This is a genomic window from Conyzicola lurida (assembly GCF_014204935.1).
GTDB lineage: Bacteria > Actinomycetota > Actinomycetes > Actinomycetales > Microbacteriaceae > Conyzicola > Conyzicola lurida.
Map to the genome: position 1 here is coordinate 142,782 of NZ_JACHMJ010000001.1, position 9,489 is coordinate 152,270.

Sequence of the window (9,489 nt, forward strand, 5' to 3'; positions counted from 1 at the left end):
TCCAATGGCTGACAACAACAAGAGCACCAAGGGCCTCCTCGGCACCAAGCTCGGTATGACCCAGGTCTGGGACGAGAACAACAAGCTCGTTCCCGTGACCGTCGTTGAGATCACCCCCAACGTCGTCACGCAGCTGCGCACGCAGGAGATCGACGGCTACAGCGCCGTCCAGATCGCCTACGGCCAGATCGACCCCCGCAAGTCGAACAAGCCGGCCACCGGTCACTTCGACAAGGCAGGCGTCACGCCTCGCCGTCACCTCACCGAGGTCCGCACCGCGGACGCAGCTGACTACAGCCTCGGCCAGGAGATCGCGGTTGACATCTTCTCCGCAGGCCAGCTCGTCGACGTCGTCGGCACGAGCAAGGGCAAGGGATTCGCCGGTGTTATGAAGCGTCACAACTTCAAGGGTGTTTCCAGCTCGCACGGTTCGCACCGCAACCACCGCAAGCCCGGTTCCATCGGTGCCTCGTCCACGCCTTCGCGCGTGTTCAAGGGCATGCGCATGGCCGGCCGTATGGGTGGCGAGCGCGTTACCGTCCTCAACCTCAAGGTCCACGCAGTTGACCTCGAGAAGGGCCTCATCCTGGTCAAGGGTGCCGTTCCCGGCGCCAAGGGCCGTCTCGTATTCGTCCGCAACGCAGTGAAGGGAGCGTAGTTCCATGGCAGAAACAGCTGGCGTAGCCACGCTCGACGTCATCGACTCCAGCGGCAAGAAGGTCGGCTCCGTCGACCTCCCCGCCGAAACGTTCGACGTCCAGACCAACGTTCCGCTCATCCACCAGGTCGTCGTCGCGCAGCGCGCAGCGGCTCGCCAGGGTACGCACAACACGCTTCGCCGTGGTGAAGTCTCCGGTGCTGGCCGCAAGCCCTTCAAGCAGAAGGGAACCGGTCGCGCTCGTCAGGGCTCGATCCGCGCACCTCAGATGAAGGGCGGTGGAATCGTCCACGGACCCCACCCCCGCGACTACTCGCAGCGCACCCCCAAGAAGATGATCGCTGCAGCACTGCGCGGAGCTCTCTCCGACCGTGCCCGCGGTGAGCGCATTCACGTCATCGACTCGCTGTCCGTCGGCGAGACCCCCTCGACCAAGGCGATCGTGAGCCTGCTCGCGACCATCGCGTCGAGCAAGCACGTTCTGATCGTCCTCGAGCGTGACGACGAGCTCAGCTACAAGAGCGTCCGGAACATCCCGGCCGTCCACGTGCTGCCCTACGACCAGCTCAACGCGTACGACGTCGTCGTCAGCGATGACATCGTCTTCACCGAGGGTGCCTTCAACGCGTTCGTCGCCTTCAACACCAAGTCGAACAAGGAAGAGGTCAGCGCATGACCGCCACGCAAAAGGATCCTCGCGACATCGTGATCTCGCCTGTTGTCTCTGAGAAGAGCTACAGCCTGATCGATGACGGCAAGTACACCTTCGTCGTTGACCCCCGCGCGAACAAGACCGAGATCAAGCTCGCTATCGAGAAGATCTTCAACGTCAAGGTCGCTTCGGTCAACACTCTGAACCGCACGGGTAAGACCCGTCGTACCAAGTTCGGCCTCGGCAAGCGCAAGGACACCAAGCGTGCCATTGTCACGCTGAAGTCCGGTTCCATCGACATCTTCACGGCTGTCGGCTAGGGAACAAGGAGATAACTCATGGCTATTCGTAAGTACAAGCCCACAACTCCCGGTCGCCGCGGTTCGTCCGTCGCCGACTTCGCCGAGATCACGCGATCGACGCCGGAGAAGTCGCTGCTTCGTCCCCTGCCCAAGACCGGTGGACGTAACAACGCCGGTCGCATCACGACCCGTCACATCGGTGGTGGCCACAAGCGCCAGTACCGCGTCATTGACTTCAAGCGCAACGACAAAGACGGCGTGAACGCCAAGGTCGCTCACATCGAGTACGACCCCAACCGCACGGCTCGCATCGCACTGCTGCACTACGTTGACGGTACGAAGCGCTACATCATCGCTCCGAACAAGCTCAACCAGGGCGACATCATCGAGTCGGGCCCCTCGGCCGACATCAAGCCGGGTAACAACCTTCCGCTGAAGAACATCCCGGTCGGAACCGTTATCCACGCGATCGAACTTCGTCCCGGTGGCGGCGCCAAGATGGCCCGCTCCGCTGGTGCGTCGGTTCGTCTCGTCGCCAAGGACGGCCCCTACGCGCAGCTCCGTCTGCCGTCGGGTGAAATCCGCAACGTCGACGTGCGCAACCGCGCCACGATCGGCGAGGTCGGCAACGCCGAGCAGTCCAACATCAACTGGGGTAAGGCCGGCCGTATGCGCTGGAAGGGCGTCCGCCCGACCGTTCGTGGTGTCGCCATGAACCCCGTTGACCACCCGCACGGTGGTGGTGAGGGTAAGACGTCCGGTGGACGTCACCCCGTTACCCCTTGGGGCCAGAAGGAGGGTCGTACGCGTAAGCGCAACCTCCCGTCCGACAAGCTCATCGTTCGTCGCCGCAACGCCGGCAAGAAGCGCAAGTAGGAGTTGTAGAAGATGCCACGCAGTCTGAAGAAGGGCCCCTTCGTCGATGACCACCTGCTTCGCAAGGTAGTTGTCGCCAATGAGGCCGGAAGCAAGAACGTAATCAAGACCTGGTCGCGCCGCTCCATGATCATCCCGATCATGCTCGGTCACACCATTGCGGTGCACGACGGCCGCAAGCACATCCCCGTGTTCGTCACGGAGTCCATGGTGGGTCACAAGCTCGGCGAGTTCTCGCCCACCCGCACCTTCCGCGGCCACGTGAAGGATGACAAGAAGGGACGTCGTCGCTAATGGTTGAATCCATCGCCCGCGTGAAGCACATTCGCGTTACCGCAACCAAGGCTCGTCGCGTTGTTAACCTCATCCGCGGCAAGCAGGCAGTCGAAGCACTGGCCATCCTGAAGTTCGCACCCCAGGGTGCGAGCGAGCCCGTGTACAAGCTCGTTGCTTCGGCAATGGCCAATGCACGAGTCAAGGCCGACGCAGCGAACACCTTCCTCGACGAGCAGGACCTGTTCGTCTCCGAGGCTTTCGTTGACGAGGGAACCACCCTGAAGCGGTTCCAGCCGCGTGCACAGGGCCGCGCTTTCCAGATCCTGAAGCGCACGAGCCACATCACGATCGTCCTGTCTACGCCGGACGAAGCGGATGCCGCCAAGGCAACAACTGCGAAGGCAGGAAAGAAGTAATGGGCCAGAAAGTAAATCCATACGGCTTCCGTCTGGGAATTACCACCGACCACGTGTCGCGCTGGTTCTCCGACAGCACGAAGGTCGGACAGCGTTACAGCGACTACGTCGCCGAGGACATCAAGATCCGCAACCTGCTCAAGACGTCGCTTGACCGCGCCGGCGTGGCACGTATCGAGATCGAGCGCACCCGCGACCGCGTCCGCGTCGACATTCACACCGCCCGTCCGGGCATCGTGATTGGCCGCCGTGGAGCCGAGGCCGAGCGCATCCGCACCGACCTCGAGAAGCTCTCGGGCAAGCAGATCCAGCTCAACATCCTCGAGGTGAAGAACCCCGAAGCAGAAGCCCAGCTTGTTGCCCAGGGAATCGCCGAGCAGCTCAGCGCACGTGTGGCCTTCCGCCGCGCAATGCGCAAGGGCATGCAGGGTGCTCAGCGCACGTCGACCGTCAAGGGTGTCCGCATCCAGGTCAGCGGTCGTCTGGGTGGCGCCGAGATGAGCCGTTCGGAGTTCTACCGCGAAGGCCGTGTGCCGCTGCACACGCTCCGCGCGAACATCGACTACGGCTTCTACGAGGCCAAGACCACCTTCGGCCGTATCGGCGTGAAGGTCTGGATCTACAAGGGTGACATCACCAACAAGGAGCTTGCTCGCGAGCAGGCAAACCAGAAGTCGACCCGCCCCGAGCGTCGTGACGACCGTGGCGGAGACCGCCGCGACAACCGCGCTCCCCGCAACTCTGCCCCCAAGGCAGACGCACCGGTAGCGGCAGCGGCACCAGCAGGAGTTGAGGCGTAACCATGTTGATTCCCCGTAAGGTCAAGCACCGTAAGCAGCACCACCCCGGCCGTAGTGGCCACGCCACCGGTGGCACGAAGGTCTCGTTCGGCGAGTTCGGCATCCAGGCGCTCACGCCCGCGTATGTCACCAACCGCCAGATCGAGTCCGCTCGTATCGCCATGACGCGTCACATCAAGCGTGGCGGAAAGGTGTGGATCAACATCTACCCCGACCGCCCGCTCACCAAGAAGCCGGCCGAAACCCGCATGGGTTCCGGTAAGGGTTCTCCCGAGTGGTGGATTGCCAACGTCAAGCCGGGTCGCGTGCTCTTCGAGCTCAGCGGCGTCAGCGAGGAAGTTGCTCGCGAAGCGATGACTCGCGCCATTCACAAGCTGCCTCTCAAGGCACGCATCATCAAGCGCGAGGAGGGCGACGCATAATGGCGATCGGATCCAAGGAGCTCGCACCAACCGAGCTCGACACTTTTGAAGACACGCAACTCGTAGACGAGCTGAAGAAGGCCAAGGAAGAGCTGTTCAACCTGCGCTTCCAGTCGGCTACCGGACAGCTCGAAAGCCACGGCCGCCTGCGCGCCGTGAAGCGCGACATTGCCCGCATCTACACGGTTCTCCGTGAGCGCGAGCTGGGCATTCGTGCCACGCCTGTCGCCGTCGAGGCTCCTGCCAAGGAGACCAAGGCGAAGAAGACGACCAAGAAGACGGATGACGCGGCTGCCGCCGAGACGCCCGTCGCCGAAGAGACGAAGGAGGCATAGTCATGGCTACTGCCAAGGAAACTGCCCCCGCGGCCGAGACGGTCGAAACCGCCGAGCTCGCTCGCGGCTACCGCAAGGCCCGTCGTGGCGTTGTCCTCAGCGACAAGATGGACAAGACCATCGTCGTCGAGGTCGAAGACCGCGTAAAGCACCCGCTGTACGGCAAGGTCATCCGCCGTACGTCCAAGGTCAAGGCTCACGATGAGACGAACTCGGCCGCCGTTGGCGACTCGGTTCTCATCAGCGAGACCCGCCCGCTCAGCGCTACGAAGCGCTGGCGCCTCGTCGAAATCGTAGAGAAGGCTAAGTAAATGCTTCAGCAGGAATCCAGAGTCAAGGTCGCCGACAACACCGGCGCCAAGGTTCTGCTTACGATCCGCGTTCTCGGTGGCTCCGGCCGTCGTTACGCCGGCCTGGGTGACGTCATCGTCGCGACCGTCAAGGACGCAATCCCCGGCGGCAACGTGAAGAAGGGTGACGTCGTCAAGGCGGTCATCGTTCGCGTGAACAAGCAGACCCGCCGTCCCGACGGCTCATACATCAAGTTCGACGAGAACGCCGCAGTGATCCTGAAGGCTGACGGAGACCCCCGCGGTACCCGCATCTTCGGCCCGGTTGGTCGTGAGCTTCGCGACAAGAAGTTCATGAAGATCATCTCGCTGGCACCGGAGGTCCTTTAATCATGGCGAACATCAAGAAGGGTGACCTGGTTCAGGTCATCACCGGCAAGACCCAGGCCCGTGGCGGAAGCCGCGGCAAGCAGGGTCGCGTCATCGAGGTACTCACTGAGCGCAACCGCGTCGTCGTGGAGGGTGTCAACTTCGTCACCAAGCACGTCCGCGTCGGCCAGACCCAGCGCGGTACCAAGACCGGCGGCATCGAGACGATGGAGGCACCCATTCACGTGTCCAACGTCGCGCTCGTCGACCCCGAGACCAAGAAGCCCACTCGCGTCGGCTTCCGCACCGAGGTAGTAGAGAAGGACGGCGTCAAGCGCACCGTCCGTATCCGCTACGCGAAGAAGTCAGGTAAGGACCTCTAATGACTGACACCGCAACCACGGCTGAGAAGACCCAGCCCGCTCTCAAGGTCAAGTACCGCAACGAGATCTCCACGCAGCTGAAGGCTGACTTCGGTTTCACCAACGTTCACCAGATCCCCGGACTGGTCAAGGTTGTCGTGAACACCGGTGTCGGTGAGGCAGCTCGCGACGGCAAGATCATCGACGGTGCCATCAAGGACCTCGTCGCGATCACCGGCCAGAAGCCCCAGGTCACGCTGGCCCGTAAGTCCATCGCTCAGTTCAAGCTGCGCGAAGGCCAGGCCATCGGCGCACACGTCACCCTCCGTGGCGACCGTGCGTGGGAGTTCCTCGACCGTCTGATCAACCTTGCCCTTCCCCGTATCCGTGACTTCCGCGGGCTCAGCCCGAAGCAGTTCGACGGCAACGGCAACTACACCTTCGGTCTGACCGAGCAGTCGATGTTCCACGAAATCGACCAGGACAAGATCGACCGCGTACGTGGCTTCGACATCACCGTCGTCACCACTGCGAAGAACGACGAGGAAGGCCGCGCGCTGCTCAAGGCGCTGGGCTTCCCCTTCAGGACCGACGTCTAAATTACAGACTGAGGTCGCAGGCGAGACTCCTGCAGCTATGATGGAACGTTGCCCGAAAGGGCAACGTTCCTCATACGCACATCACGCACCACCGATTCGTATAGGTCGGCCTTCGTGTAACGGACGCCGAAACCAGACGAGATATGGATTAATCACACATGACAATGACAGATCCGGTCGCAGACCTGCTGACCAGACTGCGCAACGCTAACTCGGCGTACCACGAGACCGTGTCGCTCCCGAGTAGCAAGCTCAAGTCCCACATTGCCGAGATCCTGAAGGCCGAAGGTTTCATTAACGGCTGGAAGATCGAGGACGCCCGCGTCGGACAGACGCTGACCATCGACCTGAAGTACGGCCCCAACCGCGAACGCTCCATCGTGGGCATCAAGCGCGTTTCCAAGCCCGGTCTTCGCGTATACGCAAAGTCGACCGAGATCCCCAAGGTTCTCGGCGGACTCGGCGTCGCCATCCTGTCAACCTCCTCGGGGCTCCTCACGGACCGCCAGGCTTCCAAGAAGGGCGTGGGTGGGGAAGTCCTCGCCTACGTGTGGTAACCAGTCATGTCACGTATTGGAAGACTGCCCATCGTCATCCCTGCCGGGGTCGATGTGAAGATTGACGGCTCTGCCGTCTCTGTCAAGGGCCCGAAGGGCGAGCTCGCTCTCGTCATCGCCAGCCCCATTGAGGCCAAGATCGAGGACGGCCAGATCCTGGTCACTCGTCCCGACGACGAGCGCGCATCGCGTTCGCTCCACGGCCTCACCCGCACGCTGATCTCGAACCAGATCGTCGGTGTCACCGAGGGTTACACCAAGGGCCTCGAGATCGTCGGAACCGGTTTCCGCGTCGCCGCCAAGGGTGCATCGCTCGAGTTCGCACTCGGCTTCTCGCACTCGATCACGGTTGACCCGCCCGCCGGCATCAGCTTCTCCGTCGAGGGCAACACCAAGATCACCGTTGCCGGTATCGACAAGCAGGCCGTCGGCGAAGTCGCGGCCAACATTCGTAAGTTGCGCAAGCCGGAGCCCTACAAGGGCAAGGGCGTTCGCTACGCAGGCGAAGTAGTCCGCCGCAAGGCCGGAAAGTCAGGTAAGTAATCATGGGTCTCGGAACTAGAGGCAAGAGCAAGTCGGCCGCCAAGTCGCGCCGTCACGCACGTCTTCGCAAGAAGGTCGTCGGCACCGAGCTGCGTCCGCGCCTGGTCGTCACGCGTTCGGCCCGTCACGTCTTCGTGCAGGTCGTCGATGACAGCAAGGGTTTCACCCTCGCATCCGCATCGACGCTCGAAGCAGACCTGCGCACCTTCGATGGTGACAAGACCGCCAAGGCCCGCAAGGTCGGCGAACTTGTCGCAGAGCGTGCCAAGGCCGCTGGCGTCGAAGCCGTCGTTTTTGACCGTGGTGGTAGCAAGTACGCGGGTCGCGTCGCCGCTATCGCTGATGGAGCTCGAGAGGGTGGATTGAACCTGTGAGCGAAGCAACTAACAAGGAGCCTGTTGTGGCTGCAGAAGTAACCGAGGCGCCCGTCGTCGTCACCGCCGAGGCCATTGCGGCCGAGGTCGTCGTCGACGCCCCCGCCACCGACACCACGAACGAGCCTCGCGAGGCCCGCCGTGGTGGACGCGAGCGCAGCCCGAACCGCGACCGTGGCAACAGCCGCGACGCGGAGAAGAGCCAGTTCCTCGAGCGCGTTGTCACGATCAACCGCGTTTCCAAGGTCGTCAAGGGTGGTCGTCGCTTCAGCTTCACCGCACTCGTCGTCGTCGGAGACGGCAACGGCCTGGTCGGCATCGGATACGGCAAGGCACGCGAAGTCCCCACGGCCATCTCCAAGGGCGTCGAGGAAGCGAAGAAGAACTTCTTCCGCGTTCCCCGCGTCGCTGCGACCATCCCGCACTCTGTGCAGGGTGAGGCCGCTGCCGGAGTTGTCCTGCTGCGTCCGGCATCCGCCGGTACCGGTGTTATCGCTGGTGGACCGGTTCGCGCCGTCCTCGAGTGCGCCGGCATCCATGACGTCCTGAGCAAGTCGCTCGGTTCGTCGAACACGATCAACATCGTGCACGCCACGGTTGCTGCCCTCAAGCAGCTCGAGGAGCCTCGTGCGGTCGCCGCACGTCGTGGCCTCCCCGTCGAGCACGTTGTGCCGGCTCGCCTCCTGCGCGCCGAAGCAGAAGCTAAGGCAGGTGTCTGATGGCTCGCCTGAAGGTAACCCAGATCAAGTCCAAAATTAGTGAGAAGCAGAACCAGCGCGACACCCTGCGGAGCCTCGGGCTTCACCGCATCGGTGACGTCACGGTTCGCGAGGACAACAAGCAGAACCGTGGTTACGTCAACACGGTCGCTCACCTCGTCAAGGTCGAGGAGATTGACTAATGGCTGAAGAAGAAACGGTAGCCAAGAAGGCTCCCGCCAAGAAGGCCGCTGCTCCCAAGGCAGCTGCTGAGAAGGCACCGGCAGCCGAGAAGAAGGCTCCCGCGAAGAAGGCAGCAGCTCCCAAGGCTGACGCCGCCGAGAAGGCCCCCGCCGCCAAGGCCGCTACGACCAAGGCTCCGGCCAAGGCCAAGGCTCCCGCCGCAGCGAAGGCCGACGCCCCCTCCGAGGTAGTTGCCGACAAGGCACCCGCCGAGAAGAAGGCACCCGCAGCGAAGTCCAAGGCGGCCCCCAAGGCCGAGACCGAGGCTCGCCCGCAGGTTCTCAAGGTCCACCACCTTCGCCCGGCTGTCGGCGCGAAGAAGGACAAGACCCGCGTCGGACGCGGTGAAGGTTCCAAGGGTAAGACTGCCGGCCGCGGTACCAAGGGCACGAAGGCTCGTTACTCGGTTCGCCCGGGCTTCGAAGCCGGAAACATTGGTTTCGTCATGCGTTCGCCGAAGCTGCGCGGGTTCAAGAACCCGTTCCGCGTCGAGTACCAGGTCGTCAACCTCGAGAAGCTGGCCGACCTCTACCCCAAGGGTGGAGACGTCACGATCGCTGACCTCGTCGCCAAGGGTGCCGTTCGCAAGAACGAGAAGGTCAAGGTTCTCGGCGACGGTGACATTGCGGTTAAGCTGAACGTTGCAGTTGACAAGGTCTCCGGCTCCGCCGAGCAGAAGATTGTCGCCGCAGGCGGATCGGTCAAGTAGTACAACGC

Annotated in this window: 19 protein-coding genes; all 19 read left to right on the forward strand. The window is 62.8% G+C overall.

Translation table 11 applies throughout. From position 1 onward, the window contains the following. Positions 1–4: 4 nt before the first annotated feature. The 19 genes from rplC (at position 5) to rplO (ending at position 9,481) form a co-directional block, all read left to right on the forward strand. Complete coding sequence (rplC, locus tag HD599_RS00715) at positions 5–658, forward strand: 50S ribosomal protein L3 (protein WP_184232712.1); 654 nt, start codon at positions 5–7, stop codon at positions 656–658. A gap of 4 nt (positions 659–662) precedes the next feature. Then, entirely contained in the window at positions 663–1,334 is a 672-nt protein-coding gene (gene rplD / locus HD599_RS00720) for a 50S ribosomal protein L4 (protein ID WP_184232714.1), read from the forward strand. Then, on the forward strand, positions 1,331–1,630 hold the full coding sequence (gene rplW / locus HD599_RS00725; protein ID WP_184232715.1) for a 50S ribosomal protein L23: 300 nt from the start codon (positions 1,331–1,333) through the stop codon (positions 1,628–1,630). The genes rplD and rplW overlap by 4 nt, the downstream gene beginning before the upstream one ends. A gap of 18 nt (positions 1,631–1,648) precedes the next feature. Next, positions 1,649–2,488: a 50S ribosomal protein L2 gene (gene rplB, locus HD599_RS00730; protein ID WP_184232716.1), complete on the forward strand. Its 840-nt coding sequence runs from the start codon at positions 1,649–1,651 to the stop codon at positions 2,486–2,488. Between the two features lie 12 nt (positions 2,489–2,500). Beyond that, positions 2,501–2,782 carry a 30S ribosomal protein S19 gene (rpsS, locus tag HD599_RS00735; protein WP_184232718.1) on the forward strand — a complete coding sequence of 94 codons (282 nt, stop codon included), beginning with the start codon at positions 2,501–2,503 and terminating at the stop codon, positions 2,780–2,782. Beyond that, complete coding sequence (gene rplV / locus HD599_RS00740) at positions 2,782–3,180, forward strand: 50S ribosomal protein L22 (protein WP_184232720.1); 399 nt, start codon at positions 2,782–2,784, stop codon at positions 3,178–3,180. Before rpsS ends, rplV begins: the two co-directional genes overlap by 1 nt. Continuing rightward, on the forward strand, positions 3,180–3,980 hold the full coding sequence (gene rpsC / locus HD599_RS00745) for a 30S ribosomal protein S3 (RefSeq protein ID WP_184232722.1): 801 nt from the start codon (positions 3,180–3,182) through the stop codon (positions 3,978–3,980). The genes rplV and rpsC overlap by 1 nt, the downstream gene beginning before the upstream one ends. A 2-nt stretch (positions 3,981–3,982) precedes the next feature. Then, positions 3,983–4,402, forward strand: coding sequence for a 50S ribosomal protein L16 (rplP, locus tag HD599_RS00750; protein WP_184232724.1), 420 nt, complete (start codon positions 3,983–3,985; stop codon positions 4,400–4,402). Next, on the forward strand, positions 4,402–4,737 hold the full coding sequence (gene rpmC / locus HD599_RS00755; protein WP_184232726.1) for a 50S ribosomal protein L29: 336 nt from the start codon (positions 4,402–4,404) through the stop codon (positions 4,735–4,737). The genes rplP and rpmC overlap by 1 nt, the downstream gene beginning before the upstream one ends. 2 nt (positions 4,738–4,739) lie before the next feature. Beyond that, positions 4,740–5,048, forward strand: coding sequence for a 30S ribosomal protein S17 (rpsQ, locus tag HD599_RS00760; RefSeq protein ID WP_184232727.1), 309 nt, complete (start codon positions 4,740–4,742; stop codon positions 5,046–5,048). Continuing rightward, complete coding sequence (gene rplN / locus HD599_RS00765) at positions 5,049–5,417, forward strand: 50S ribosomal protein L14 (RefSeq protein WP_184232729.1); 369 nt, start codon at positions 5,049–5,051, stop codon at positions 5,415–5,417. 2 nt (positions 5,418–5,419) lie between these two features. After that, positions 5,420–5,779: a 50S ribosomal protein L24 gene (gene rplX / locus HD599_RS00770; RefSeq protein ID WP_184232731.1), complete on the forward strand. Its 360-nt coding sequence runs from the start codon at positions 5,420–5,422 to the stop codon at positions 5,777–5,779. Then, entirely contained in the window at positions 5,779–6,357 is a 579-nt protein-coding gene (rplE, locus tag HD599_RS00775; RefSeq protein ID WP_184232733.1) for a 50S ribosomal protein L5, read from the forward strand. The genes rplX and rplE overlap by 1 nt, the downstream gene beginning before the upstream one ends. A gap of 158 nt (positions 6,358–6,515) precedes the next feature. Then, entirely contained in the window at positions 6,516–6,914 is a 399-nt protein-coding gene (gene rpsH, locus HD599_RS00780) for a 30S ribosomal protein S8 (RefSeq protein WP_184232736.1), read from the forward strand. A 6-nt stretch (positions 6,915–6,920) separates the two neighbouring features. Further along, on the forward strand, positions 6,921–7,457 hold the full coding sequence (rplF, locus tag HD599_RS00785; protein ID WP_184232738.1) for a 50S ribosomal protein L6: 537 nt from the start codon (positions 6,921–6,923) through the stop codon (positions 7,455–7,457). Positions 7,458–7,459: 2 nt separating this feature from the next. Next, positions 7,460–7,831, forward strand: coding sequence for a 50S ribosomal protein L18 (gene rplR, locus HD599_RS00790; protein WP_184232740.1), 372 nt, complete (start codon positions 7,460–7,462; stop codon positions 7,829–7,831). Between the two features lie 26 nt (positions 7,832–7,857). Next, complete coding sequence (rpsE, locus tag HD599_RS00795; protein WP_425489148.1) at positions 7,858–8,550, forward strand: 30S ribosomal protein S5; 693 nt, start codon at positions 7,858–7,860, stop codon at positions 8,548–8,550. Further along, positions 8,550–8,732, forward strand: coding sequence for a 50S ribosomal protein L30 (gene rpmD, locus HD599_RS00800; RefSeq protein ID WP_184232742.1), 183 nt, complete (start codon positions 8,550–8,552; stop codon positions 8,730–8,732). The genes rpsE and rpmD overlap by 1 nt, the downstream gene beginning before the upstream one ends. Next, entirely contained in the window at positions 8,732–9,481 is a 750-nt protein-coding gene (gene rplO, locus HD599_RS00805) for a 50S ribosomal protein L15 (protein WP_184232744.1), read from the forward strand. Before rpmD ends, rplO begins: the two co-directional genes overlap by 1 nt. The last annotated feature ends 8 nt before the right edge of the window (positions 9,482–9,489 follow it).

What these genes read in the sequence shown, in the direction of transcription:
- rplD (WP_184232714.1), top strand. Translation starts at nt 663, where the DNA reads ATGGCAGAAACAGCTGGCGTAGCCACGCTCGACGTCATCGACTCCAGC.
- rpsQ (WP_184232727.1), top strand. Translation starts at nt 4,740, where the DNA reads ATGGCTACTGCCAAGGAAACTGCCCCCGCGGCCGAGACGGTCGAAACC.
- rplP (WP_184232724.1), top strand. Translation starts at nt 3,983, where the DNA reads ATGTTGATTCCCCGTAAGGTCAAGCACCGTAAGCAGCACCACCCCGGC.
- rplO (WP_184232744.1), top strand. Translation starts at nt 8,732, where the DNA reads ATGGCTGAAGAAGAAACGGTAGCCAAGAAGGCTCCCGCCAAGAAGGCC.
- rplE (WP_184232733.1), top strand. Translation starts at nt 5,779, where the DNA reads ATGACTGACACCGCAACCACGGCTGAGAAGACCCAGCCCGCTCTCAAG.
- rplB (WP_184232716.1), top strand. Translation starts at nt 1,649, where the DNA reads ATGGCTATTCGTAAGTACAAGCCCACAACTCCCGGTCGCCGCGGTTCG.
- rpsH (WP_184232736.1), top strand. Translation starts at nt 6,516, where the DNA reads ATGACAATGACAGATCCGGTCGCAGACCTGCTGACCAGACTGCGCAAC.
- rpsS (WP_184232718.1), top strand. Translation starts at nt 2,501, where the DNA reads ATGCCACGCAGTCTGAAGAAGGGCCCCTTCGTCGATGACCACCTGCTT.
- rplW (WP_184232715.1), top strand. Translation starts at nt 1,331, where the DNA reads ATGACCGCCACGCAAAAGGATCCTCGCGACATCGTGATCTCGCCTGTT.
- rpsC (WP_184232722.1), top strand. Translation starts at nt 3,180, where the DNA reads ATGGGCCAGAAAGTAAATCCATACGGCTTCCGTCTGGGAATTACCACC.
- rplR (WP_184232740.1), top strand. Translation starts at nt 7,460, where the DNA reads ATGGGTCTCGGAACTAGAGGCAAGAGCAAGTCGGCCGCCAAGTCGCGC.
- rplX (WP_184232731.1), top strand. Translation starts at nt 5,420, where the DNA reads ATGGCGAACATCAAGAAGGGTGACCTGGTTCAGGTCATCACCGGCAAG.
- rpmD (WP_184232742.1), top strand. Translation starts at nt 8,550, where the DNA reads ATGGCTCGCCTGAAGGTAACCCAGATCAAGTCCAAAATTAGTGAGAAG.
- rplV (WP_184232720.1), top strand. Translation starts at nt 2,782, where the DNA reads ATGGTTGAATCCATCGCCCGCGTGAAGCACATTCGCGTTACCGCAACC.
- rplC (WP_184232712.1), top strand. Translation starts at nt 5, where the DNA reads ATGGCTGACAACAACAAGAGCACCAAGGGCCTCCTCGGCACCAAGCTC.
- rplF (WP_184232738.1), top strand. Translation starts at nt 6,921, where the DNA reads ATGTCACGTATTGGAAGACTGCCCATCGTCATCCCTGCCGGGGTCGAT.
- rplN (WP_184232729.1), top strand. Translation starts at nt 5,049, where the DNA reads ATGCTTCAGCAGGAATCCAGAGTCAAGGTCGCCGACAACACCGGCGCC.
- rpmC (WP_184232726.1), top strand. Translation starts at nt 4,402, where the DNA reads ATGGCGATCGGATCCAAGGAGCTCGCACCAACCGAGCTCGACACTTTT.